The organism is Pseudoalteromonas sp. RWi3 (assembly GCF_054960735.1).
Genome location: NZ_JBHNYL010000013.1, coordinates 48,162 through 74,492 on the forward strand (window position 1 = coordinate 48,162; position 26,331 = coordinate 74,492).

General features: G+C 38.8%; 25 protein-coding genes. 13 read left to right on the plus strand and 12 right to left on the minus strand.

Annotated features, from left to right (window positions below):
- Positions 1-188: 188 nt before the first annotated feature.
- Together ACFI4Z_RS14985 and ubiG are read right to left on the minus strand one after the other, a co-directional pair.
- Complete coding sequence (locus tag ACFI4Z_RS14985) at positions 189-872, minus strand: HAD family hydrolase (RefSeq protein ID WP_462671289.1); 684 nt, start codon at positions 870-872, stop codon at positions 189-191.
- Positions 872-1,582 (minus strand): bifunctional 2-polyprenyl-6-hydroxyphenol methylase/3-demethylubiquinol 3-O-methyltransferase UbiG, encoded by a 711-nt coding sequence (gene ubiG / locus ACFI4Z_RS14990; RefSeq protein ID WP_462671290.1) that lies wholly within the window; start codon positions 1,580-1,582, stop codon positions 872-874. The genes ACFI4Z_RS14985 and ubiG overlap by 1 nt, the downstream gene beginning before the upstream one ends.
- A gap of 188 nt (positions 1,583-1,770) precedes the next feature.
- On the opposite strand from ubiG, the gene gyrA reads away from it, so the two are divergent.
- The 10 genes from gyrA (at position 1,771) to ACFI4Z_RS15040 (ending at position 13,148) form a co-directional block, all read left to right on the plus strand.
- The gene (gyrA, locus tag ACFI4Z_RS14995) at positions 1,771-4,467 is read left to right on the plus strand and encodes a DNA topoisomerase (ATP-hydrolyzing) subunit A (protein ID WP_462671291.1); all 2,697 of its coding nucleotides are present in this window, start codon (positions 1,771-1,773) and stop codon (positions 4,465-4,467) included.
- Positions 4,468-4,552: 85 nt separating this feature from the next.
- Positions 4,553-5,635: a 3-phosphoserine/phosphohydroxythreonine transaminase gene (gene serC / locus ACFI4Z_RS15000; protein WP_462671292.1), complete on the plus strand. Its 1,083-nt coding sequence runs from the start codon at positions 4,553-4,555 to the stop codon at positions 5,633-5,635.
- Positions 5,635-6,912, plus strand: a complete 1,278-nt coding sequence (aroA, locus tag ACFI4Z_RS15005) for a 3-phosphoshikimate 1-carboxyvinyltransferase (RefSeq protein ID WP_462671293.1) — start codon at positions 5,635-5,637, stop codon at positions 6,910-6,912. Before serC ends, aroA begins: the two co-directional genes overlap by 1 nt.
- 106 nt (positions 6,913-7,018) lie before the next feature.
- Positions 7,019-7,729 (plus strand): (d)CMP kinase, encoded by a 711-nt coding sequence (gene cmk / locus ACFI4Z_RS15010; RefSeq protein ID WP_462671294.1) that lies wholly within the window; start codon positions 7,019-7,021, stop codon positions 7,727-7,729.
- Positions 7,730-7,827: 98 nt separating this feature from the next.
- Complete coding sequence (rpsA, locus tag ACFI4Z_RS15015) at positions 7,828-9,495, plus strand: 30S ribosomal protein S1 (protein ID WP_058558687.1); 1,668 nt, start codon at positions 7,828-7,830, stop codon at positions 9,493-9,495.
- A 61-nt stretch (positions 9,496-9,556) separates the two neighbouring features.
- Positions 9,557-9,844 (plus strand): integration host factor subunit beta, encoded by a 288-nt coding sequence (gene ihfB, locus ACFI4Z_RS15020; RefSeq protein ID WP_099295936.1) that lies wholly within the window; start codon positions 9,557-9,559, stop codon positions 9,842-9,844.
- A gap of 20 nt (positions 9,845-9,864) precedes the next feature.
- Positions 9,865-10,146, plus strand: a complete 282-nt coding sequence (locus tag ACFI4Z_RS15025; RefSeq protein WP_099295935.1) for a lipopolysaccharide assembly protein LapA domain-containing protein — start codon at positions 9,865-9,867, stop codon at positions 10,144-10,146.
- Between the two features lie 2 nt (positions 10,147-10,148).
- Positions 10,149-11,285, plus strand: a complete 1,137-nt coding sequence (lapB, locus tag ACFI4Z_RS15030; protein WP_462671295.1) for a lipopolysaccharide assembly protein LapB — start codon at positions 10,149-10,151, stop codon at positions 11,283-11,285.
- Positions 11,286-11,318: 33 nt separating this feature from the next.
- Positions 11,319-12,023: an orotidine-5'-phosphate decarboxylase gene (gene pyrF, locus ACFI4Z_RS15035; RefSeq protein ID WP_462671296.1), complete on the plus strand. Its 705-nt coding sequence runs from the start codon at positions 11,319-11,321 to the stop codon at positions 12,021-12,023.
- A 498-nt stretch (positions 12,024-12,521) separates the two neighbouring features.
- Positions 12,522-13,148, plus strand: a complete 627-nt coding sequence (locus ACFI4Z_RS15040; RefSeq protein WP_462671297.1) for a trimeric intracellular cation channel family protein — start codon at positions 12,522-12,524, stop codon at positions 13,146-13,148.
- 362 nt (positions 13,149-13,510) lie between these two features.
- Here ACFI4Z_RS15040 and ACFI4Z_RS15045 read toward each other — a convergent pair whose 3' ends face one another.
- From ACFI4Z_RS15045 to ACFI4Z_RS15060, 4 genes are all read right to left on the minus strand, one after another.
- Complete coding sequence (locus ACFI4Z_RS15045) at positions 13,511-14,515, minus strand: transposase (protein WP_462671298.1); 1,005 nt, start codon at positions 14,513-14,515, stop codon at positions 13,511-13,513.
- Between the two features lie 388 nt (positions 14,516-14,903).
- Entirely contained in the window at positions 14,904-16,223 is a 1,320-nt protein-coding gene (locus ACFI4Z_RS15050; protein ID WP_462671299.1) for a hypothetical protein, read from the minus strand.
- Between the two features lie 365 nt (positions 16,224-16,588).
- Positions 16,589-17,419: a CvfB family protein gene (locus tag ACFI4Z_RS15055; RefSeq protein ID WP_462671300.1), complete on the minus strand. Its 831-nt coding sequence runs from the start codon at positions 17,417-17,419 to the stop codon at positions 16,589-16,591.
- A gap of 2 nt (positions 17,420-17,421) precedes the next feature.
- Complete coding sequence (locus tag ACFI4Z_RS15060; RefSeq protein ID WP_462671301.1) at positions 17,422-18,747, minus strand: DEAD/DEAH box helicase; 1,326 nt, start codon at positions 18,745-18,747, stop codon at positions 17,422-17,424.
- 207 nt (positions 18,748-18,954) lie between these two features.
- Here ACFI4Z_RS15060 and trhO point away from each other — a divergent pair, with 207 nt between their 5' ends.
- Positions 18,955-19,962, plus strand: a complete 1,008-nt coding sequence (gene trhO, locus ACFI4Z_RS15065; RefSeq protein ID WP_462671302.1) for an oxygen-dependent tRNA uridine(34) hydroxylase TrhO — start codon at positions 18,955-18,957, stop codon at positions 19,960-19,962.
- Positions 19,963-20,020: 58 nt separating this feature from the next.
- Here the strand turns inward: trhO and ACFI4Z_RS15070 are convergent, their stop codons facing one another.
- The gene (locus ACFI4Z_RS15070; RefSeq protein WP_462671303.1) at positions 20,021-21,091 is read right to left on the minus strand and encodes a DUF3083 family protein; all 1,071 of its coding nucleotides are present in this window, start codon (positions 21,089-21,091) and stop codon (positions 20,021-20,023) included.
- 239 nt (positions 21,092-21,330) lie between these two features.
- Between ACFI4Z_RS15070 and glnS the strand changes: the two genes are divergently transcribed.
- Positions 21,331-22,992, plus strand: a complete 1,662-nt coding sequence (gene glnS / locus ACFI4Z_RS15075) for a glutamine--tRNA ligase (protein WP_462671304.1) — start codon at positions 21,331-21,333, stop codon at positions 22,990-22,992.
- Positions 22,993-23,064: 72 nt separating this feature from the next.
- Here glnS and fur read toward each other — a convergent pair whose 3' ends face one another.
- The 5 genes from fur to ACFI4Z_RS15100 all read right to left on the minus strand — a co-directional run bounded on the left by fur (position 23,065) and on the right by ACFI4Z_RS15100 (position 25,590).
- Positions 23,065-23,505, minus strand: coding sequence for a ferric iron uptake transcriptional regulator (fur, locus tag ACFI4Z_RS15080; protein ID WP_058558701.1), 441 nt, complete (start codon positions 23,503-23,505; stop codon positions 23,065-23,067).
- Positions 23,506-23,677: 172 nt separating this feature from the next.
- Positions 23,678-24,205: a flavodoxin FldA gene (gene fldA, locus ACFI4Z_RS15085; protein WP_099295926.1), complete on the minus strand. Its 528-nt coding sequence runs from the start codon at positions 24,203-24,205 to the stop codon at positions 23,678-23,680.
- A 14-nt stretch (positions 24,206-24,219) separates the two neighbouring features.
- The gene (gene ybfE / locus ACFI4Z_RS15090; protein WP_058558703.1) at positions 24,220-24,498 is read right to left on the minus strand and encodes a LexA regulated protein; all 279 of its coding nucleotides are present in this window, start codon (positions 24,496-24,498) and stop codon (positions 24,220-24,222) included.
- 6 nt (positions 24,499-24,504) lie between these two features.
- On the minus strand, positions 24,505-24,726 hold the full coding sequence (locus ACFI4Z_RS15095; RefSeq protein ID WP_058558704.1) for a DUF2788 domain-containing protein: 222 nt from the start codon (positions 24,724-24,726) through the stop codon (positions 24,505-24,507).
- Between the two features lie 90 nt (positions 24,727-24,816).
- Entirely contained in the window at positions 24,817-25,590 is a 774-nt protein-coding gene (locus ACFI4Z_RS15100) for an alpha/beta fold hydrolase (RefSeq protein ID WP_462671305.1), read from the minus strand.
- 131 nt (positions 25,591-25,721) lie between these two features.
- On the opposite strand from ACFI4Z_RS15100, the gene seqA reads away from it, so the two are divergent.
- Positions 25,722-26,318: a replication initiation negative regulator SeqA gene (gene seqA / locus ACFI4Z_RS15105; RefSeq protein WP_462671306.1), complete on the plus strand. Its 597-nt coding sequence runs from the start codon at positions 25,722-25,724 to the stop codon at positions 26,316-26,318.
- Positions 26,319-26,331: the final 13 nt, after the last annotated feature.

Sequence of the window (26,331 nt, forward strand, 5' to 3'; positions counted from 1 at the left end):
GATAACATGATTGTGTTAGTAGCCATTAACCTTTGACCTTTTGATTAAAATGAAATTTATAAAAAGCAACTCAAGATCTACTAAATTTAGTCATTTCAAAAATAAATTTAGGCTGCTTTTTTTATCATCATAGTTTGAGTTAAAATTAGCCTAATCACAATATATAGTGTTTTAATGCTAATAATACACTATATGTGGTTAAATCCATCAATTGGACTTTGCCAATTAAAATCAGCATTCCAATCTAATGCGTCTGATTCACTAGGTACATAACCCCACAGTGCTGTCGCGCTGCTCATACCTGCGGCTTTTGCAGCTTGAATATCACGCTCGGCATCACCTATATATAAACAACGCCTTGGATCTACTGCTAATAGTTCGGCTGTGTGTAACAAAGGTAAAGGTGAGGGTTTTGCTACCTCAAGCGTGTCACCACTGACAACTGCTTGTGCATTTTGAAGCGCTTTAATCTCTGCAATCAGTGGGATCGTTAAAAAGCTGGGTTTGTTAGTCATTATCCCCCATTTTATGTTTTTCTTTTCAAGTGCCAATAATAGTTGCGCAACACCATCAAAGCAGCGGCTGTGAACAGCAATATTATCACTGTAAGCGCTAAGTAGTTGCTGGCGAAGCGCATTTTGGTCTTCTTGATTAAGCCAACGCTCACCAAAGCCTGCTTGCAATAACGCAACCGCGCCGTTAGAAGCTGCAGGACGATATATATCAGCGCTGACTTTGGGTAAGTTATGCGACACTAATACTGTGTTTAGTGCTGCTCCTAAATCGTCGGCGGTATCAAGTAACGTGCCATCTAAGTCAAAAATAAAGGCTTCATAATCTATATCGTGGATCTGCTTGTTTGAAATAACCATTATGCAAGCTTCTCAAAATGGAGAATATAGTTAACGCTTACATCGTTATTGAGCGTGTATTGTTTAGATAATGGATTATAGTTGAGACCAGTACTGGCTCTTACTTTTAAACCTGCTTGCTCAGCCCAAGCAATCAATTGTGCCGGTTTAATAAACTTCTTATGGTCATGCGTGCCCTCAGGCACCATTTTTAGTAGTTTTTCAGCCCCTACAATGGCAAATAAATACGCTTTTGGTGTTTTGTTTAAAGTTGAGAAAAACACATCTGCGCCAGGTTTAGCAAGCGCAGCTACCGCATGAATAATAGAAGCTGGGTCGGGTACGTGCTCTAACATTTCCATGCAGGTAATTAAGTCAAAGCGAGCAGGGTTTGCTTGGGCATACTCTTCTGCAGGTACTTTTATGTAATCTACATCTACACCCGTTTCTAAACTATGAAGTTTTGCCACTGTCAGAGGCTCTTGACCCATATCAATGCCTGTTGCCTTGGCACCCATTCGTGCCATACTCTCGGTTAAAATGCCGCCACCGCAGCCCACATCAAGCACTTCCTTATCAAATAAGCCTTGTGTTTTGTTGGTGATAAAATCTAACCGTAACGGGTTAATCTCGTGAAGAGGCTTAAATTCACCCTCTAAATCCCACCACCTTTCGGCAATGGCTTCAAACTTTGCAATTTCTGCACTATCTACATTTTGATGTTCGGTCATAAAATACTTCCTCGTCAATCTGAGGCCATTATATAGGGCTAAATTAATAAATCGCAAAGATTTAGCGCCTGTAAATCTAAATTAATTGTGATAGCATGGTCTATTAGAATACGTTTAATAACAACAAATACTCTGAAGACCGTTAAAATGGTACGTTAAGAGTTAATACTGAAGGAATGTGATATCAAATGACTGATCTCGCCAATGAAATTCTGCCAGTCAATATTGAAGACGAGTTAAAAACGTCCTACCTAGATTACGCGATGAGCGTAATTGTTGGGCGTGCATTACCAGACGTGCGTGATGGTTTAAAACCAGTTCACCGCCGCGTTTTGTTTGCAATGAACGAGCTTAGTAATGATTGGAATAAACCATATAAAAAATCGGCACGTGTTGTCGGTGACGTAATTGGTAAATACCATCCCCATGGCGACAGTGCGGTTTATGACACCATAGTTCGTATGGCCCAGCCATTTTCTTTACGTTACATGTTAGTAGACGGCCAAGGTAACTTTGGTTCTGTTGATGGTGACTCTGCGGCAGCTATGCGTTATACCGAAGTACGTATGGCAAAAATGTCGCATGAATTACTAGCCGACCTTGAGAAAGAGACGGTGGATTTTGTACCTAACTATGATGGTACTGAGCAAATCCCAGACGTGTTACCAACAAAAGTTCCTAACTTGTTAGTGAATGGCTCGTCAGGTATTGCGGTTGGTATGGCGACAAATATACCGCCACACAATTTATCTGAGGTAATTAATGGCTGTTTGGCTTTAATTCAAAACCCAGATTTAACTATTCATGAGCTCATTGAATACATTCCTGGCCCTGATTTCCCAACTGCGGCAATTATTAACGGTAAAAAAGGCATTGAACAAGCCTATTTAACTGGCCGTGGTAAAGTGTATATCCGTGCTCGTGCTGAAATTGAAGTGGACGAAAAATCAGGTCGAGAGACTATCATCGTTCATGAAATTCCTTATCAAGTAAACAAAGCGCGTTTGATTGAAAAAATCGCTGAACTTGTAAAAGATAAGAAAATTGAAGGTATTAGCGCATTACGTGATGAATCTGATAAAGACGGTATGCGTATCGTTATTGAGATCAAACGTGGTGATGTAGGCGAAGTTATTCTTAATAACTTGTATGCACAAACACAGCTTCAAACCGTGTTTGGTATGAATATGGTTGCTTTGATCAATAACCAACCTAAATGCTTCAACCTAAAAGAAATGCTTGAAGAGTTTATCATTCACCGCCGTGAAGTAGTCACTCGTCGTACTGTGTTTGATTTACGTAAAGCACGTGATCGCGCACATACGCTTGAAGGTTTAGCTATCGCGCTTGCGAATATTGACCCAATCATTGAGCTTATTCGTAAATCACCAACACCAGCTGAAGCGAAAGCGGCGTTAACAGCCCGTCCTTGGGAATTGGGTAATGTTAAGTCGATGCTTGAAAAAGCGGGTGAAGCGAATGTTGCACGCCCTGATTGGTTAGCGGACGACTTAGGTATTCGTGATGGCCAATATTATATTTCAGAGCAGCAAGCCCAAGCAATTCTTGACCTACGCTTACACAAGCTAACTGGCCTTGAACATGAAAAAATCTTAAACGAATACCAAACGTTATTAGATTTAATTGCTGAGTTATTACATATCTTGGCATCGCCTGAGCGTTTAATGGAAGTTATTCGTGATGAGTTGGTTGAAATTAAAGACCAATACGGTGATGAGCGTCGTACAGAAATTAACGCTGCAGCACATGATATTAGCCTTGAAGATTTGATCAACGAAGAAGATGTTGTTGTAACCTTATCTCATGAAGGGTATGTGAAGTATCAACCATTATCAGATTACGAAGCCCAGCGACGTGGTGGTAAAGGTAAATCAGCAACGAAAATGAAAGATGAAGATTTCATTGAACGTTTACTGGTTGCAAATACTCACGATACTATATTGTGTTTCTCAACAGCAGGGCGTTTATACTGGCTTAAAGTGTATCAATTACCACTAGCTAGCCGTGCGGCACGTGGTAAGCCAATTGTAAACTTGTTACCACTTGAAGCAGATGAGCGTATTACCGCTATCCTACCGGTACGTGAATACGAAGAAGATAAATACATCTTCATGGCAACTGCATTTGGTACAGTGAAGAAAACCCCACTGACTGCATACAGTCGCCAACGTGCGAGCGGTATCATTGCGGTAAACCTGAATGAAGGTGATAGCCTTATCGGTGTAGATATCACTGATGGTAGCAATGAGATCATGCTCTTCACTGACGCAGGTAAAGTGGTACGCTTTAAAGAAGCCGAAGAGACAGCGGTTGTTGATGAAAATGGTAACCCTGTACTTGATGAAGATGGTAACCCTGAAGTCCGCTTTAAAGGTGTTCGCCCAATGGGTCGTACCGCAACAGGTGTTCGTGGTATCAAGATGGCCGATGAGCAACGTGTTGTATCCTTGATTGTGCCTAAGACTGATGGCGCTATTTTAACAGTGACCGAAAATGGTTACGGTAAGCGTACATTACTTGAAGATTACCCATCTAAGAGTCGTGCAACACAAGGTGTTGTATCGATTAAGGTGAGTGAACGTAACGGTGCTGTTGTCGGTGCTGTACAAGTTGACGACAATGACGAAATCATGATTATCTCTAATCGTGGTACGCTTGTTCGAACACGTGTAAACGAGGTTTCTACTGTTGGGCGTAATACCCAAGGTGTTATTTTGATAAGAACTATTGACGAAGAGCAAGTAGTTGGTTTACAACGTATCGAAGAGATCGAAATCGATGAGCTTATAGCTATCGAGGGCGAAAGCGAAGAAGTTGTCGAAACAGTTAATGATGACGCTGGTGATAACCCACCAGAAGAATAATTTTAACTTTTAAAAAGCGGCTTTGGCCGCTTTTTTTATGGCTGTATTGAAAATAAAAAAGTAATTACTGGAATGAGGAAAGGTAATGAGTATATATAATTTTTGTGCGGGTCCAGCAATGCTACCGCCAGCTGTGATGGAAAAAGCACAAAAAGAATTTGTTGATTGGCAAAATCTAGGTGTGTCGGTGATGGAAATAAGTCACCGAAGTAAAGAGTTTTTAGCACTAACTGAAAAATGTGAAGCAAGCCTTCGCCGATTAATGAATATAAGCGACGAGTTTGAAGTACTATTTATGCACGGTGGTGGTCGAGGTCAATTTGCCGCTGTCCCTTTAAACTTACACTTAGATGACAAAGCCGCTGTTTATTGTGAAAACGGTGTGTGGTCTAAAGGGGCTGTAGCTGAGGCTGTAAAGTTTACCCAAGTTAATGAGCTTGATGTACGTAATGATACGAGTGAGCAGTTTTCAATAAAACCAGTCAGTGAATGGTTATTCCCGAAGGATGCTTCATATATTCATTATTGTCCTAATGAAACCATTGACGGTATTGAAGTCTTTGATGTGCCAAGTCATCCAACTGCGCCTATTGTTGCTGATATGTCATCAACTATATTGTCTCGCGAATTTGATGTTAACCAGTTTGATTTAATTTATGCCGGTGCACAAAAGAATATAGGTCCTTCAGGGCTTGCCATTGTTATAGTTCGCAAAACCCTACTTGAACGCCAAGGACTCCCTAAGCCAGGTGTATTTGATTATGCGCTTGAAGTTAAACAAGGCAGCATGTACAACACGCCACCAACATTTGCATGGTACTTAGCCGCTGAAGTATTCGAATGGCTTGAGCAAAACGGTGGGGTGAAAGCGATGGAGCAGCAAAATATTGCGAAAGCAGAGCTGCTATATGGATTTATTGATGAGTCACCCTTTTACACTAATAAAGTCGCTAAACATTGTCGTTCTCGTATGAATGTACCGTTTTGGCTAAATGACGAAAGCTTAAATGAGCAGTTTTTAAGTCAGGCTAAAGCAGCAGGTTTAGTTGCGCTTGAAGGTCACCGAATTGTAGGTGGGATGCGTGCAAGTATTTATAATGCAATGCCGCTTGCAGGGGTTCAAGCCTTGGTGGACTTTATGGCTAAATTTGCGAAGGAGAACAGTTAATGGAACAACTTCGTTTAGAGCCTATTTCACGCGTTAATGGCAGTGTTACATTACCAGGGTCAAAAAGTTTATCTAATAGAATACTTTTATTAGCTGCTCTTGCCAAAGGGACTACCGTTGTTGAAAACTTACTTGATAGCGATGACATTCGCCATATGCTTGGTGCCCTAAAGCTATTAGGCGTTAATGTCGAACTTAATGAAGATAAAACAATAGCAACGGTACAAGGTGTTGGTGGAGAGTTTTTAACGCCGTCAGAGCCTTTATTTTTGGGTAACGCAGGAACGGCATATCGACCTTTAACTGCAGTACTTGCAGCGGTAAAGGGCGAGTATGAGTTAATTGGCGAGCCGCGTATGGAAGAGCGCCCAATTGGTCATTTAGTTGATGCATTACAATCGCTAGGCGGCAATGTTAATTATTTAAAAAGCAAAGATTATCCACCACTGAAAATTTGTGGTGGTGAAATAGCTGGCGGCCAAGTAGAAATTGATGGCAGTATTTCGAGCCAGTTTCTAACCGCGCTATTAATGGCTGCACCTTTATTTAACGGTGATACCACAATCTCTATAAAAGGCACTCTAGTATCAAAGCCTTATATCGATATTACATTAGATGTTATGGCACGTTTTGGTGTACAGGTTAGCCATGATGATTATCAGACATTCAAAGTAAAAGGTTCACAGCAGTATCAAGCTTTAGAACGGATTATGGTAGAGGGAGATGCGTCATCTGCTTCCTATTTTGTTGCAGCCGCCGCAATAGCGGGCGGTGAAATTGAAATAAAAGGTGTCGGTGCTAAGTCTGTTCAAGGTGATATTGGTTTTGCCAAAGTGATGGAGCAGGTAGGTGCTAAAATTGATTGGTATGACGAGCGCTTAGTTGTTCGTAAAGGGCAGCTAAATGGGGTTGATATCGATGCTAACGCAATTCCAGATGCTGCAATGACCCTTGCGACGGTAGCTTTATTCGCAAAAGGACCAACGGCCATTCGCAATATTTACAATTGGCGCGTTAAAGAAACAGATAGATTACATGCTATGGCAACAGAGCTTCGCAAAGTAGGAGCAGATGTTGTTGAAGGTGAAGATTATATTGAAATTACACCGCCTAAACAGTTCAATGATGTAGCAATAGATACCTATGACGACCATCGAATTGCGATGTGTTTTTCAATGGTTGCGGTAGGTGGTAAAGCTATAACAATTAACGATCCTAAGTGCACATATAAAACGTTTCCTACCTTTTTCAAGGTATTAGAAAGTGTAAGTGAATAGATTCAAATCAATAAACATAAAAACTTACATACAAAAAGCGGATCTATTTTAATATCTGGCGTATAATACGGCGGTTTTATTTTGGTGTGCATTGCAGGAGGTTTAAATGCAGGCGTTATTAATGCCCGTAATCACCGTTGATGGCCCAAGTGGTTCAGGTAAAGGAACTGTTTGTCGCTTGTTAGCCGATAAATTAGGATGGGATGTACTAGACAGTGGCGCGATATATCGTGTGTTGTCTTTAGCGGCACTTCATCATCAAATTGCTTTGAATAATGAAGAGGCTTTAGTGCCTTTAGCTGCCAACTTAGATGTACAGTTTTTAGTTGATAGTGATACGAACGCCGGTAAAGTTATTCTTGAAGGCGAAGATGTTACAACAACGATCCGTAACGAAGATGTTGGTGCAGCGGCATCAAAAGTAGCTGCTTTACCTCGAGTGAGAGAAGCGCTACTTCGTCGCCAACGTGCGTTTCGCACAGAAAATGGCTTGATTGCGGATGGACGTGATATGGGGACTGTAGTGTTTCCAGACGCGCCGCTAAAAATATATTTAACCGCTAGTGCACAAGAACGAGCTCGCAGGCGTTATGTTGAGTTGAATGAACGTGGTCTTGATGTTACACTAAGTGGTCTATTAGAAGACATTCAAGCACGTGATGATCGCGATATGAATCGTGAAGTTGCGCCGCTTGTGCCTGCAGAAGATGCTCTTGAGCTTGATACTAGTGAGCTTAATGCTCAGCAAGTATTTGATAAAGTTATGACTTTGTTAGATTCTGCTATTTCTGAGGGTAAACTTCCGAAAAGAAGTTAAACACATTTTACATGCACCAGCAGGATGCCAGTGCTATTTTAACAACCCCATGCAGCATGGTTGCTTATTGGTATTAAATATATGAGACGTATATTCGTATGTCAGAAAATTTTGCGCAGTTATTTGAAGAAAGCCTAAAGGGTTTTGAAGCAGAGCAAGGCTCTATCGTTAAAGGTACAGTAATCTCAATCGAGAACAACATTGTACTTGTAGATGCTGGTCTTAAATCAGAAAGTGCTATCCCTGCAGAGCAATTCAAAAATGCTGCTGGTGAACTAGAAGTTGCTGTTGGCGACGAAGTAGATGTTGCACTAGATGCAATCGAAGACGGTTTCGGTGAAACTATCCTTTCTCGTGAGAAAGCGAAGCGTCACGAAGCGTGGATCCGTCTTGAGAAAGCATGTGAAGAGCAAGAGACTGTTACTGGTGTTATCAACGGTAAAGTTAAAGGCGGTTTCACAGTTGAAGTTGATTCAATCCGTGCTTTCCTACCTGGTTCACTTGTTGATGTTCGTCCAGTACGTGACACAACTCACCTTGAAGGCAAAGAGCTTGAATTTAAAGTAATCAAGCTTGACCAAAAACGTAACAACGTTGTTGTTTCACGTCGTGCAGTTATCGAATCAGAAAACTCACAAGAACGTGAAGAGCTTCTTGCTAACCTTGTTGAAGGCCAAGAAGTTAAAGGTATCGTTAAGAACCTTACTGACTACGGTGCATTCGTTGACCTTGGCGGTGTTGATGGTCTACTACACATCACTGATATGGCGTGGAAGCGTGTTAAGCACCCTTCAGAAATCGTTAATGTTGGCGACGAAATCGCAGTTAAAGTTCTTAAATTCGACAAAGATAAAACTCGTGTATCTCTAGGCCTTAAACAGCTTGGCGAAGATCCATGGGCAGCTATCGCTGGTCGTTACCCAGAAGGTTCTAAACTTTCTGGTCGTGTAACTAACCTTACTGATTACGGTTGCTTCGTAGAAATCGAAGAAGGCGTTGAAGGTCTAGTACACGTTTCTGAAATGGATTGGACTAACAAGAACATCCACCCTTCAAAAGTTGTTTCACTAGGTGACACTGTTGAAGTTATGGTTCTTGAAATCGACGAAGAACGTCGTCGTATTTCTCTTGGTCTTAAGCAATGTATTGCTAATCCTTGGCAGGAATTTGCTCGTCTACAAAACAAAGGCGACCAAGTTACTGGTAAGATCAAATCAATCACTGACTTCGGTATCTTTATCGGTCTTGACGGTGGTATTGATGGTCTTGTACACCTTTCAGACATTTCTTGGAATACACCTGGCGAAGACGCTGTTCGTGAATTCAAGAAAGGCGACGAAATCACTGCTATCGTATTGCAAGTTGACCCAGAGCGCGAACGTATCTCTCTAGGTGTTAAGCAAATCGAAGCTGACCCATTCAATAACTACCTTGATGCAAACAAAAAAGGTGCTATTGTTAAAGGTAAAGTGACTGAAGTTGATGCGAAAGGCGCAACTGTTGAACTTATCGAAGGCGTTGAAGGTTACATCCGTGTAGCTGATATCGCTCAAGAGCGCGTTGAAGATGCAACTTCTGTTGTTTCTGTAGGCGACGAAATCGAAGTGAAATATGTTGGTGTTGATCGTAAGAACCGCACTTTAAGCTTATCTGTTAAAGCTCTTTTCGAAGCAGAAGAGAAAGAAGCATTAGAGAAGCTTAAGAAAGAAGAGCCAGTGTTCGAAAACGCAATGGCTGCTGCATTCGCAAATGCACAAAAAGACTAATAATTAGTCTTCATTGGAAGGGCAGTGTTGCCCTTCCTTTATCTCTTTTTAAGGAAACGTTATGACTAAGTCAGAATTGATAGAACAACTAGCCGAACAACATGCTCAGGTACCTGTGAAAGATGTTGAAAACGCCGTTAAAGAAATTCTTGAACAAATGGCCGGCTCATTAGCAAACTCAGATCGCATTGAGATCCGTGGTTTTGGTAGTTTCTCACTTCACTTTCGTTCACCACGTACTGGTCGTAACCCTAAAACAGGTGATACGGTTGAGTTAGATGGTAAACACGTACCTCATTTTAAGCCTGGTAAAGAGCTAAGAGATCGCGTTAATGCGAGCATCGCCTAGTTACCAGCAGGAGTAGTTACTTGTTTCGAGTATTAAAAATTATCCTCGTAGCAATATGCTTGATATTTGCATTTGTGCTTGGTTCTCAGAATCCGCAGTTAGTACAAATTAATTATATTATTGCCAGTAACACACTGCCTTTAGCTATGATTATAAGTATCTGCTTTGCTTTAGGTGTTGTCGTTGGTTGTTTTATTAGTTTTAAACTATTTTCACAATTAAAATGGCAAAATTACCGCTTAAAGAAAAAGTTAGCACCTGAAAAAAACAACACTAAGTTTGTTGCTAATAAAGACACTTAATTATGATTGAGCTTTTGTTTTTGCTGTTGCCTGTTGCGGCTGGTTATGGCTGGATTATGGGTAAAAACAGTGCGAAAAACCAAGCTCATCAATTAAACCGCCAAATTACCTCTGAATACAGTAAAGGCTTGAAGTTTTTACTTGATAGAGAGGAAGATCAAGGTTTAGAACACCTTATTAATCTACTTGAAGTTGCCGCTGATTCTGTTGAGCATTACTCAACGCTCGCCACTATGTTTCGTCGTCGAGGCGAACTCGACCGTGCTATAAAAATTCATGAACTACTTTTAAAACACCCAAGTTTGAATGAGCAGCAAGCTGCTGCAAGCCGTTTAGAACTTGCCGAAGATTATATTATGGCAGGTATGCTTGATGGCGCTGAAGAACATTTAGCCTGGTTAGTAAAAGCAAGTCATGAACAAGCCGTTGATCCACTCCTAACCTTATACGCTCAAACAAGAGAGTGGGAAAAGGGGATAAACATGTTTGAGGCACACAGCGACTTGTTTTCAAAGCCTCAACATTTCAAAGCTATAGCAAACTTTTATTGCGAAGCTGCTTTGCTTGAAAACGATCCGCAAATTATGCGAAAAGCAATCAGCTTAAACCAAAAAACAATAAGACCATTATTTGAGCTTGGTCAGTCAGCATTCGCAAAAGAAGATTATGTTAAAGCAATATATTATTGGCGTGAGTTAATCTGTAATTTTACTTTTTTTGCACCATTATTTATTGAAGATTTAGCACACAGCTACCACCAATTAAACTTAACACACCAATTTCATGAGTTGCTTTTACAATTAATAGATAAAGGCGGTGTGTTAATAAAAATAAAGCATTGCCAAGCCCTTATAGAGCAGGGGCATACAGAACAGGCCATTAAGTTTCTAACTGATAGTCTTAAGCGTCAGCCTACTATTCGTGGTTTTAGTTTTTTACTGCAATTATTAGCAAAGCAAAATCACAACATTAAAGATGTTCTCGATCAGATCGATAATCTAGTTACATCTTACATTGCCACAAAGCCTGCTTTTCAATGCCAGCATTGTGGATTTACAAGCCATACTATTTATTGGGTTTGCCCGTCGTGTAAACATTGGGAAACCATAGTGCCAAGCCGTGGCTTAGACGGTTTTTAATTTTACTTATTTTCAATTCGTTTTAGGAAAGTTATGTCTCTCGAACAATCAAAAAAAGTTCTTATAGCCCTTGATTATGATGATCAGCAAACAGCATTAAATTTTGTTAAACAACTTTCTCCTGACACCTGCCGCTTAAAAGTCGGCAAAGAAATGTTTACTTATTTTGGTCCTGCATTTGTTAAAGAGCTCATTGAGCTAGGTTTTGATGTTTTCCTTGATTTAAAATTTCATGATATTCCAAACACAGTAGCTAAAGCGGTAACAGCTGCAGCTAAGATGGGTGTATGGATGGTTAACGTTCATGCCAGTGGCGGTGTTGAAATGATGACTAAAGCCAAACAAGCTTTAGAGCAGTTTGGAGATGATGCACCACTTTTAATCGCTGTAACAGTGTTAACCAGTATGGATGCGGCAGAGCTTACTCGTTTAGGTGTTGATAAAACGCCAGAAGAGCAAGTAATCTATTTAGCAAAACTTGCAAAAGAATCTGGCCTTGACGGGGTAGTGTGTTCAGCACAAGAAGCGAAGAAATTGAAAGCAGAGCTAGGTGAAGAGTTTAAACTTGTGACCCCAGGCATTCGCCCAGCAGGCAGTGATGCAGGGGATCAAAAGCGCATTATGACGCCAAAACAAGCCATTGATGATGGCAGTGATTACCTAGTTGTTGGCCGCCCAATCACACAGTCCGCAGATCCTGTCGCGGTTCTTAATGAAATTAATGCCTCGTTAAAATAATCAAACGTTTATTAACGCGTACTTATGCTAAGAAAAAAGAGCAAAGTTTTTACTTTGTTCTTTGTTAGGTTACAAGCTGAACGCAATAAAAATAAATTGTTTTAGTTGAGCAATACCGCGTTTAAAAGATTTAGTGATAGATGTGGCTGATATTTACCGATAATACCTTGATTGGATTTCGAGATCAGTCTTGATCAAATAACGAGTTCTCCAATATTTCCACACAACTTATATTCATAGCCGAACAAGTGACCTAAAAAGGTTCCGCGTAAAACTTATAAATAATACCTTTAACACTTTCGATCAATCATACTGTTAAAACCCTGCGTTCTATAGCCGTCGTTCATTCTGCTGCCACAATACAAAAATGCACATATAGATGTAGCTTGCATACTCTACCTTTCTCCATTATTTGATTTAATAAATTTATCTATATTCAGCGTAAATAAACTATCCCTAGATTAAAATGCGAATGATTAAATCGGTAAGGAAGCCTAGATGACAGCTGAATATTTTAATGTTTTAAGTTTAATTGGTGTCGCATTTTTTGCTATTTCTGGCGCTCTGCTTGGGCATGATAAAGATATTGGCGGTTTTGGTGTGGTAGTTGTTGGTACTGTTACAGCACTTGGCGGCGGTACTTTACGGGATATATTACTGAATCAACCCGTTTTTTGGATTGCAGAACCTAGTTATTTATATGCAACTTATGGTTCTATATTTGTGGCTGTTATGTTTATTCGCTACCTCCCTGATGTATCAAATTATTATATGTTGTTGGTTGATGCAATTGGCATGGCTATATTTAATATAGTAGGCATTGAAAAGGCTTTATTAGAAGGCACGACTATGATGGTCGCTATCACTATGGGCATGACCACAGGGATCTTTGGTGGCTTAATGCGAGATGTCATTTGTCGTGAAGTGCCGCTAGTAATGCGTGATGAACTATATTCCACTACCTGTTTCTGTGGTGGACTTACTTACGCTGCATTGTTTTTACTCGAAGTAAACTACATATGGTGTATTTTAGGATCACTTTTGGTTACTGTGTTTTTAAGACTTGGTGCCTTACATTTTGGCTGGCAGCCTAATATTTTTAGAAAAAGAACGGTGAGGAAATAGGGAAGTATGTAGTAAAGGCAAAAAATACGCTCTAACATACAATTAGTTTATAATTATTCGCGCTTGTAGCAAGCATAAATAAACTAAGATGTTACTGAACATTAGCAGGCTTTGTTCGAATACACATAGCGGCTTAAATAGAAAATATAAGAAAATATAAAGGACAGGCACATTTTGTTGTTAAAAATTTAACGACTCTCACATCGTGGGTAACGTTGTTATTATTTTTACACTCTGTTTGTTGTAAAACGCAGAGTTGAGTAGCTTGGAAGAGGTTTAGGCAATAAATATGCTCTATAGGTTTAATTTTTATCAATACCTAATTGTATTTTTTGATAATTCACTTGAATAATCTCGCAGTCTCAACCTGCGCCTTTATACCATTTAACGTCATTGGTTGCAGCTTGTTGCTTTAACCGTTGTTTGCTGCCTGCAAAATTTGAGTATTGCCGTCTGAAACGTTGAATTGATTCAAGCCAGTGCGCTTCTTCTATATTCAAATTGAGCAGCACTTTTGGCACAGTCTTGTTGATATATCCTTTTTTCTTTGGATCTATGTGACGGCCACTCCAATCGACTAATTCAATGTAATCTAGTAAGGCAAAGGGGATCGTGCCTTTAATATGATTACCACCAAATGGCTTTAGCTGTGCTGGTTGACTTTCATGCTGAACAGTATCTCTTTGTTTGAAGGGTTTATTCGCTTTAACCGTGTCTGTGGTAAAGGCTTTGAAATGCGCTATACGTTCTTGAATTGAGGTGAAATCACTGCCTTCAAGCGTATCGGCTATGTTTGCTCTGATAGGATTCAAATCGACGTAGGCCATACAACTAAGCACTGCGGTTTCATCTAATAATGCTTGTGATTTATAGCGCCCTTCCCAGTATTTGCCCGTGCAGTTATCTTCTTTATTGGCTTCGCGGGCAATGTACTCATTGAGATTTTTCATATACCAGCTAATGTCATAGAGTCTTTCGCGCCATTTAGCGATGTTCTCATTAAAAAATATTAAACTTACCTTATCTAACTCACCTCCATTTAAGTAGCGATAAACCAGAACATGGCCATTGTAAAGCTGATACCAGCGGTTAATGACTTCATCATCTGACCAATCAAGTGCATGACGTCTATTGACGTTCACAACAAGGTGATAGTGATTGCTCATAACTGCATAAGCGGCAATTTCGATGGCAAATACACTACTTAATAACTTTATTCGATCTACTAGCCACTCCCGTCGATGATCAAAGTTTTTACCTGTATATTTATCATCTCCGCACAAAAACGCCCGCCTAACACAGCGTGAGATTAAGTGATAGTAAGATGTGGATGCTAAATCAATCAGCTTTTTTCTTGCGCGAGTCATAAAATATCAACTTTATTTAAACTGTATATAACAACAGTAGTTGATACATTGAATTATGCAAAAAAATGTGTCTGTCCTGTTATACTATTGTTCGTGTTAGATTATTAAGCATGCCAATACTGAGGGCTAAGTTTCCCTCATTTACTTCTCATTCCCTTCTCTTTGTGCAAAAAAACTTAGTAAATTATTCACAAAGAGGTTAAGAGGCGATGCGCTTTAGAGTAATACAGGTACTATAAACATTGCGCTAGGCAATGACTATTTAGCGTCATTGAGAGATATTTGGATCAATATTCATTACGGGAGATGAGCCGCCCATTGCACTTCCTATTAATAATCAGCGCATGATGGGTGGTGTGGGGGCTGGAGGAGACCTCCGGCTACCCGATTAAGTGTTTGATAACTCGAATTTAATATCAAAGCCACCTAGACGATGTTCTGGCCAGTAACTTTTGATTAGGCTAAGCTGCTTTCCTTTATATTGGATAGATATTTCATCTCCTTTTCCTATATCATGCAATATATTCTCTGGAATATTTTCACCTAAAGCTTTTTCAAATAATGTAGTCGATGTTTTTACAAGTTTTTCTAGCGCAATATCTATCATCGATTCATCATTAACGTTAATACTAATTTTCAATTTTTCAGCTTTCTTTTCAATACCTTTAACGTAATACGTAATATCACAAGGAATTATCCCGTCACCAAACTCCACCATTTCTGAACTTGCGAACCATTCTTCAAATGAACGATGATAGTAGCCAGTATTTAGGTCTTCTCCTTTTAAAAAGTCTTTTGCTGTGTATGGACACCAACCTTCACTTTTAGGGACATTATGAGTCGACTTTTCTGCTTTCCGTAATTTAAATACTTCATACATTGAATATAAAATTGAACGAAATGATTCAGTATTAACATGCACCAATGAAGATGCCCAACGCTCTAGCAAGTCAATACGGTAATTAAAAACTATAACAGCCAAAACTTTGAAAAAGCTCCTCATCAATTTACTTTTAATAAAATATTCAATTCTTACGAAAGTTACTTCATAAACAGAATATAGCAACATAAAGAAAAGAAACGGAGTATAAAGCACAGTTAAAATTACAGGTGTAAAAAAATCATATGGAGTCTTTTCCTTGGCAACTTCCCCAAAATTCGTAAATAAACCATAAATAAAATACGCGACCAGTAAAAGGCCAAAAAAAGACAAAATCCCATTTAACAGAGAGTGTACTCTTGCGTGCTCTTTATCACGCTCAGAAAAGGCTACAAGGATTGTTATAAAGAATAAAAAGGGTAGTAATATTAACTCTGCGAATATATGAAATGTGTATATTCCAACAAAAAATTGAATTACAGCTATTAATTTTAAATTATCAAGAATAGCTCTTTTAAAAAAGTTTCTATCTTCTTTTATCTTATTAATTTGGAATAGTGAAAACACACCGACAGTAGTAAGCCATACTATTGTGTTCTTTAATTGATGGCTCTCCCACAACCCCAAATCATTCAATAAATAAACTATGCCAAAAAGGTAAAAAAGAAGTAAACCATAAATAATCATTAAACTTTTAGCAAAAAATGCTTTAACTACTTCAATCATTGATTTTTTGATACCAACAGCTTTCGGTAAAAATGTGATGCATAAGATAGCTACACTAAACCAAATAACTAAAGCCCATTCTCTGCTATTTAATAAATCCACGAAACCTCTTCAAAACACTTAACAATCTTATTGAACACGATGATGGTGGTTTATAACACACCAAAGCGGCGTATATCACATACCCTGATAATTTCACCAATAATTACTTTTGTAAACAAGTAATTAAAATAGCATGAATTCAAAGCTTGTTATTTTTCACCAAACCGGCGGTTAATAATGTTATCGGACAAAGTTAGGCTTCAACTCACAAAGCAGAAATAAATTTAACTTTTTCAGTGTCCGGTTCTCGCTCATAGTTGCCATTGAGGCTTATAAAAACAAAAAAGAGCAAAGCTTTCACTTTACTCTTTTCATGATATAACAATATTTTGTTAGCCCGTAGCCCGTAGCCCGTAGCCCGTAGCTTACTTAAGCCTAATAGACTTAGCTTCAATATCAATTAAACCTTGCTTAAACAAACCGCCAATGGCTTTTTTGTAGTTTGCTTTGCTGGTTGAGAACACTTTTTTGATAAGTTCAGGATCTGATTTATCGCCAATTGCGAGTACACCACCTTCATGCTTTAACTTATCCATGATTTTTTCACCAAGCTCACTGACTTTTCCCATGCCTGGTTTCTCTAAAATGATGTCTATTTTGCCATCATCACGTACTTTTTGAACATAGCCTTTTAATTTTTGTCCTACAAATAAGTTTTTAAATACCATATTATAAAAAACCACACCAAAATGTGCTTCTTCAATCAATACTTTGTAGCCGATATCCGTTTTGCCAGCCACAATTAAATTAACTTCCTGTAGGGCTGTGTATTGTGGTTCATCTTTTGATAGAAAACGATTAAAGTTGCTAGAAGCACAAATACGTGAGCTGGCGTTATCTAAGTAAAGACGTACTAAGTAGGAGTGGCCTTCTTGCATACGAGGCTTTTGTTCATTAAACGGGGCAAGTACATCTTTGTCTAAACCCCAATCTAAGAAAGCGCCGATGCTATTAATTTCTTTAACACGCAGTAGGGCGTATTCACCCACTTGTGCGTGTGGTTTTTTAGTTGTTGCTGTCGGTAAATTAGCATTATCTAAAAAGATAAAAACACTGATGCTGTCACCGGCTTCAAGCTCATGTTTAATTTCATGGCTTGGTAGAAAGACTTCGCCTAAATCGTGGCCATCAAGGTAAGCACCTTCATTACTGACTTCATTTACAAATAAGGTTTGTGTTGTACCAAGGTAACTCATAATTATTCCTGCTCTGGCTTTTTACGACGACGCATAGGCGCATCACCATCAATATTTAATGGTGCTTTTATTGGGGCTTGTGGCTTCTTAGGCTTAGCTTTTCGCTTAGGTGCAGCTTTAGCTTTTGGCTTTACTTTATCATTAACTTTATTCTGTACTTGTGGTTTTTTATCCCGCAGACCTTTAAATTTACCGGTTAAACCTTCAACAGTGTGGAACTCTAATTCATCATTTAAAAATGATTTAATAGCCTTATAACTAGGCCAGTCTTTTGGTCCTACCAATGAGATGGCTGTGCCTTTAAATCCTGCGCGACCTGTGCGACCAATACGGTGAACGTATTCTTCTGCATGTTTGGGTAAATCAAAATTAATTACATGGGTGACACTTAATAAGTCTAAACCGCGAGAGGCAACATCGGTGGTAATAAGTACTTTGAAGTTTTCTCGGCTGAAGGCATCCATGATTTCAAGGCGTTTACTTTGCGTTAAATCGCCAGCTAGGGCTTGTGCTTTTAGACCTTTACTATTTAAAAGCTCACTTAATCGTGCTGTGTCTGCGCGCGTTGCTGTAAAAATAATACATTGGCCAACGTCATCTTGTTTTACAAAGTGCGCTAATAGCGCTTCTTTGTGATCAAGGTGATCTGCTAAATATAAACTCTGTTTGATATCAGAGTGCTGCTCATTAGCAGCACTGAGCATGATTTGTTTTGGCTTTTTAAGTAAGTTACGCGATAGGGCATCAACTTGTGCATGATCAAGCGTTGCAGAAAACAATAATGTTTGACGCAAACGGTGATTGGCTAATTCATTGATCATTTTAAGTTGTTCTGTAAAACCAAGATCAAGGATACGGTCAGCTTCGTCAAAAATTAATAACTCTAAGCCACTTAATTGCAGCGAGCGTTGAGTGAGGTGATCCGCGAGTCTACCCGGCGTAGCTACCACAAAATGCGGGTCATTTCTCAGCGCTTTTATTTGATCATTAAAGTTTTCACCACCGAGTATTTTTAGCGCTTTTATATTTGTTCCTGCGATAAGTAATCTAAGTTGAGTAAAAACTTGAGTGGCAAGCTCCCTGGTTGGAGCGACAATTAAAACGCGCGGGTCACGTTTACTGAGCGCTTTTTGCTTCATTACACGTTGTACGGCTGGTAATAAAAATGCCAATGTTTTACCTGAGCCAGTTTTAGATTGAGCAAAAATATCATGGCCAGCCAAAGCTGTAGGCACAGCGTGTGCCTGAATATCAGTTGGCTGAGTAATGCCTTGATGCGCAAGTTGAGTTTCAAGGCGGTTATCAATGCCAAGATCAGTAAAGTGCAAAGTGTCTATCTCCAAATGAGTAATTTAAATCTTCATAAATCTGAACGCTATTATAGCTTAGTCCTATGCATCGCTGACAGTAAAAACCAGACAATCATAGGTTTTTTTGCATTTAAAAAGAAAAAGCGTAAAATATGCGCCCCAATGCGCCGGATTTACGATTCGGTAAACGCCCCTTGCGGGTTTTAAAGGCAAAATAGGAAAACCATGACTGCTATCCATAAAGATAATGTAACCAGTGAACACTTTGTTGTGTGCGCTATGTATAAATTTGTTTCGCTACCTGATTTTGAAGCACTTCGCCAACCTTTACTTAATGTAATGGAGCAAAACGACGTACGAGGCACTTTGTTAATTGCCGCAGAAGGCATCAACGGTACTGTTGCTGCAAAACGCCAAGGCATTGATAATTTACTGGCGTGGTTAGATACTCAACCAAATTTAGACAATATTGTTACTAAAGAATCATATGACGACGAATGTCCGTTTTACCGTACAAAAGTAAAACTTAAAAAAGAAATCGTGACTATGGGTGTTGAAGGTATTGATCCATTAAAGGTGGTTGGTAGTTACGTTAAACCAAAAGACTGGAATGCGCTAATTTCAGATCCTGAGGTTATCCTTGTTGATACACGTAACGACTATGAAATTGAAATCGGTACGTTTGAAAACGCAGTTGATCCTAATACAAAAACATTCCGTGAATTCCCACAGTGGGCAAAAGAAAACCTCGATCCAGAAAAGCATAAAAAAGTAGCTATGTTTTGTACTGGTGGTATTCGCTGCGAAAAATCAACAGCTTATATGAAAGAGCAAGGATTTGATGAGGTATACCACCTTGAAGGCGGCATATTAAAATATTTAGAAGAAGTACCAAAAGAAGATACCATGTGGGAAGGTGAGTGTTTTGTATTTGATAACCGAGTTGCGGTAAATCATGACTTACAAAAAGGCTCTTACGATCAATGCCATGCGTGTCGTATGCCAATTACCGAAGAAGAAAAGCAAAAGCCTGAATATATGGAAGGGGTGTCATGTCATCACTGTATTGATGATGTAACCGACGAGCAACGTGCTCGCTTTGCTGAGCGTCAAAAGCAAATAGAATTGGCGCAAGCACGCGGTGAAGGCCACATTGGTAATGAGGCTCAAGCTGTTTTACAACAACGCAAAGAAGCAAAAAAAGCGCAAAAAGAAGCGCAACGTAAACAGTAACAGCCTTTAGTATTGTTAATAAAAAAACCCCAGTTTTATGGGGTTTTTTATTGCCTGTTTATTCGAAATAACTAATGTGCTGAAAAAACCTGACAGTAAGATCTTGACGCTCTTTGTTTATAGCCAAAGGTTCAACCATTTCGCGGATCACACTTTCAACTTTGTTCATAAATCTGCCATGGCCAACTCCTTGTTCATCATTGTCGCTTGCAACAATTACAAAGTGCATCGTTTCAACAAGTTTGTCATCCAACCAATATTGACTATATTGCGGCACATTGTCTGTAGTAGAAAAACTCAGTTTTTGTAGTTCACTATTGCTATCATTTTTATCAATTTGACTGTTACGTATAATAGGCATACAGCCATTTGCAACCATTGCTGCTAAGTTCAGCTGCTTAGATTCACACTGTTGAACAAGTAACGTGTAAAAGTGATTATAAAAGTCAACGTAATTTGGTTTATTCATTAAATGTTGGAATTGTGTTTTGAGCATACGTGTCACTGGAATTCTAAATGTCACATAGGTCATCTCGTTATGTTCTTTAGGTAAAGAACAATGCCTGCTTTGATAACGTTGATATAAGCCGCGTAATTTATATCCGTAGCTCTCTTTACAGCCCTTTGCTTTAGCAAATAAATCATATGTTAGATGCTGATGGTCACGTACTTTGAACTGTTCTTCCCCTTCAAGAATGCTATTTTGTAGTGCTGAAAGAACTTTCACCACTTTAGCGTGAAAGATTGCACTGTTGGCACGAAGATCATCACCTGTTGCTAAAAAGAGTAATCTAATTTTTTTACTTTTGTGACCTTCGTTATAAAAGCATTTGTGTGCTTCGTGATAACGAGGGTTATAAAAAAATAAAATCTGTTTAGCTGTTTGTAGGTTATAAGACTCCTCATGAAACCTGACAACGGGCAACTTGTCATTTGCGATTAAATGTACATTATGCAGTTCATATTCGTCACATAATGCAAAAAGTTGACGTGATAAGCGCTCATAACATTGTTGAGGATCTGTAAAATTTGCGTAGAACTCATTGCTTGGGTTAAATTCAGCAAGAATGTATTGGTTTGCGCGTGCGGTGGTTGGAATATAAACACGATGCTGTGATAGTGAAGCCATTATTTGTCCCTAATTACGTTTCGATAATGGTGCTACTTTAACGTGTTTCAATGACTCTTTTATTGCGCTAGAACAAATTATCTACATTCCTAGCTTACAATTGAATAATCAATAATTACTGCTACTTCGAAGTTTTAATAATATGCAAGAAACCTTAATCTATTACTGTATGTTAAGGTTTGTTTTTGTAATAATGCATTAGTTTTATCACCATGCACTTATGTGAGGATTGTACTCCTATGGCGGAAATTGAGAATCGCCCAAGTAATTTTATTAGAACCCGTATTGATGAAGATTTAGCATCTGGGAAACATGCGACTACGCATACACGTTTCCCTCCAGAGCCTAATGGTTTCTTACATATTGGCCATGCAAAATCTATCTGTTTAAATTTTGGAATCGCTCAAGATTATAACGGTCTGTGTAATTTACGTTTTGATGATACTAACCCAGAAAAAGAAGACATCAACTATGTAAATTCTATAAAAGAAGATGTGCAGTGGTTAGGATTTAAGTGGGATGGTGAAATTAATTATTCATCTAACTATTTTGATGCCTTATATGGCTATGCTGTTGAGCTTATTGAAAAAGGCCTTGCTTATGTGTGCTTTTTGACAGCTGATCAAGCTCGTGAGTACCGTGGCACATTAAAAGAGCCGGGTAAAAATAGCCCAACACGTGATACTTCACCACAAGAGAACCTCGCTTTATTTGAAAAAATGCGTAATGGTGAGTTTAAAGAAGGTGAGTGTGTATTACGCGCTAAAATTGATATGGCAAGCTCATTTATGGTGCTTCGCGATCCAATTATTTATCGCGTGCGTTTTGCTCATCATCATCAAACTGCTGATAAGTGGTGCATTTACCCAATGTACGATTTCACGCACTGTATTTCAGATGCGCTTGAAGGTATTACTCATTCGTTATGTACACTCGAGTTCCAAGATAACCGTCGTTTATACGACTGGGTACTTGATAATATCAGCCTTGAATGTCATCCACAGCAAATTGAGTTTTCACGTTTAAACCTTGAATACACAATTATGTCAAAACGTAAGTTAAATGACTTAGTGGTAAATGGGCACGTAGAAGGGTGGGATGACCCACGTATGCCGACAATTGCTGGTCTTCGTCGTCGTGGCTATACACCTGCTTCTATCCGTGAGTTCTGTTTACGTATTGGTGTTACCAAGCAAGAAAATATGGTTGAAATGGGCATGCTTGAAGCATGTATCCGTGAAGACTTAAACGAAAATGCACCGCGTGCAATGGCTGTACTTGATCCTGTTAAAGTTGTAATTGAAAACTTTAATGATGAAGTTGAAACATTATCTGTTGCTAATCATCCTAATCAGGAAGAAATGGGCCGTCGCGATGTTCCTTTCACTCGTGAGCTTTATATTGAGCGTGAAGACTTCCGTGAAGAGGCCAATAATAAGTTTAAACGTTTAGTGCTTGATAAAGAAGTGCGCTTGCGCGGTGCTTATGTAATAAAGGCGAACCGTGTAGAAAAAGATGAAACTGGTGAAATTACAACTATATACTGTACTTATGATCCTGAGACGCTGGGTAAAAACCCATCTGACGGACGTAAAGTTAAAGGTGTAATTCATTGGGTAAGTGCGACTGAGTCAGTAACAGCTGAAGTGCGTTTATATGACCGTTTGTTTAGTGTACCAAATCCAGCTGCTGCTGAAGATTTTGCCACTACACTAAACCCAGAATCATTAGTAGTTCTAACCAACGCGAAGCTTGAACCATCACTTGAAAAAGCAACACCAGCTCAAGGTTTTCAGTTTGAAAGAACAGGCTACTTTAGCCGTGATACTAAATCAGAAACTTTAGTGTTTAATCAAACTGTGGGTCTTCGTGATTCATGGGCTAAAATAGAGCAGAAATAATTCTGCTCAATAAACACTGATACAAAAAAACCTGCATTAAGCAGGTTTTTTTATTACGTACTAATAACCGAATTATTGGTTATCAGAGAAAGCTTTACACGCTTGTGTATCAGTACACTCACCGTATAAATAAAGAGAGTGGTTAGTTAATTTGATACCATTCGCTTCAGAAATTTCAACCTGACGACGCTCGATTAGTTCATCTTCAAATTCAATAACTTTGCCACATTTTAAACACACAAGGTGATCGTGGTGAGTGCTACCAGATAATTCAAATACTGATTTTCCACCTTCAAAGTGATGGCGAGAAACAATACCCGCATCATCGAACTGGTTAAGCACGCGATAAACAGTTGCAAGGCCAATCTCTTCGCCTAAATCCAACAGAATTTTGTAAACATCTTCAGCGCTGATGTGTTGGTTATCTGGAGATTGTAAAATCTCTAAAATTTTAATACGCGGTAATGTTACTTTTAAACCGGCTTTTTTTAATTCCAAGTTGTGATCAGTCATTAAATCTGTCTCAATTTTTTATTGGTTACTCTGGTACACCTATAAAAGGTGTGCACGACACATTAGCAATAACTAGAATAACGTGCAAAACGATCAAGTGCAAAGGTCTATTTAAATAAACAGTCTGAAAGCTCAAATGCTAGCCAGCAAAGTGTATTTAAAAACCAATTGATTAATCAGCGAGTTCGCTTAAACACATTTCATCATATACTTGTGCAGACCAAGCTTTTACACGCTGTTCAGTAAGCTCTGGTTGACGATCTTCATCAATGCCTAAACCAACAAAGTGATTGTCATCAGCCATACCTTTAGATGCTTCAAAGTCGTAGCCTTCAGTTGACCAGTGACCAACAATAATTGCACCACGTTCAGTGACAATGTCGTTGATCATACCCATGGCATCTAAAAAGTATTCAGCGTAATCTTCTTGATCGCCACAACCAAAAATAGCAACAAGCTTACCTTCAAAATCAATTTCTTCAAGTTCAGGGAAGAAGTCATCCCAGTCACATTGTGCTTCACCATAGTACCAAGTAGGAATACCAAATAAGATTAAATCAAATTCTGCAATCTCTTCTTTAGAGCTTTTAGCAATATCATGAACAGCCACTAGCTTCTTACCCAATTCTTTTTGGATCATTTTAGCTACGTGCTCTGTGTTACCTGTATCGCTTCCGAAAAAAATACCTACACTTGCCATGAACTTAAAACCTTCTATCTATCAATAGCCAATCTTTCTTGTAAAATTGTTTCAATCAGTGCACTACGGCTAATATTCTGTGCATCGGCCATATCGCTTAACGCTTGATACAACTGCGATGAAACTTTAAATTCAACACGTTTTAAACCACGTGCTTTATCTCTTTTTATTTGATTACGTTTATTGACCTTTAACTGAATATCTCTAGGCAGAGGATTCGTTTTAGGGCGGCCTGGGCGCTTTTCGTATTCAAATAGATCGAGCGTTGTTCTGTCTGTTTCAGATTTAGCCATGGTAGATTACCCTACACCCGCACCTTGCCAAAAAACTTGTATAAGTCCTTTTGCAATAAACCCAGAACAGCCTAAAAAAAGTACAAGCCATACTATGTAGCGACCATATTTAGGAACGCTGCCACGTTTGAGTACGTCTTGAATAGCCATACCGATAAAAAAGAACACACCGGCTAAGCCAAAATACAACCCAAGGGTATCAAATTCGTTAATTAACTGACTGACCATCAACGTATAACCTTTAAATTAAACGGCGCGTACTATAGCACACTAAATAATAATAATTTAGTGTGCTTGTATAAAAACACACGATAAAATTTAAGCCTTAGTAGCGCGCAAAAAATCAAGTATTGATTTATTAACCGCATCAGGCTTTTGAGCATGTAACCAATGTCCAGCGCCGTGAATTATTTTTGCTTTTGCGTTCGTAAAACGAGACATAATTACATCTCTATACGTAGGCAAAATATAATCAGATTCATTACCCTTGATAAACAAAGTATCGCATAAACAAGAATCATTTGCTTTAATATCAGCTAAAATATTTTCATATTTTTCATCAAGTGTGGCTAGGTTAAACCGCCATTGAAAATCACCATGCTCATTTTTAGCTAAACTTTTTAATAAAAATTGTCGCACGCCTAGTTCTTCTATATCCATCTGCATTAACTTATCAGCGTGCTTACGGTCTGAAATATTTTGGCTTTCAACACTTTTTAATGCGTTGAAAATTTTTGTATGTCGAGGCTCATAAGCAACAGGAGCAATATCAAGCACAACTAAACGATTGACTCTGTCTTCGAATAAATGAGCCAGTTGCATGGCAACTTTCCCCCCCATAGAGTGGCCTACAATATGTGCTCGTTCGATGTTTAAGTTATCCATTAACTCTATAACATCTTGAGCCATGCTAGGGTAATCCATGGTCGCATCATGGGGGGAGCGGCCATGATTGCGTAAATCAATATTGGTTACTAAAAAATGATCACTCAATGCATTAGCGATTACATTGAGGTTTTCAAGTGAGCCAAACAAACCGTGAATAAGAATAACAGGTTCACCTTGGCCTGTTTGTTTATAATTAAGTCGCATTTAGGTCTCCAGTAAAAGTGTGCTTAGTTTGCCTAGTGAAATAACAAATTGCAAAGCATAGAGAATTAGATTTTGTTTGGGTATAATCAAATTGATAAAGAAATAATATGACCCGTAATGACAGGAATCACATGAAAAAAATTGACATAGACGACGAGCTGTATCAATACATTGCGAGTAACACGCAAAGTATTGGCGAAAGTGCATCAACTATTTTGCGTCGTTTATTAAACCTCAGCGGCGATATTGAACAAACAGCGTCAGATAATCATTTAACAAACGATACAAAAGAAAAGCTGGATGTGTCTGAACAACCTAATGAACAAACGCCTATAAAAGCTAAAAAAGAGCAAAGCGATGTATCGTCGGTCACGAAAATGCAGCAAAAAAGCGCTAGTGTCTTTAATGTATTAAATAAAGAAGAACTAGCGATGCAAAAAGGGGTAGTGGGACGCTTTTTATTTATACTTTCAGCACTACACCGCACCCATAAAGACGGTTTTTCTTCTGTACTTGATATACAAGGCCGTGACCGGGTTTATTTTGCGACGAGTAAAGAAGATCTTGTTAATAGTGGTAGTAGTATGAACCCAAAAAATATCACAGATAGTGAATATTGGGTGATGACAAATTCAAATACAACACGCAAAAAAATGATGTTACATGAGGTGGCGCTGGGTCTTGGTTACAGTGCCGAACAAGCAGAAAAAATTAGAGATTACTTATAAATATAAGGAAATG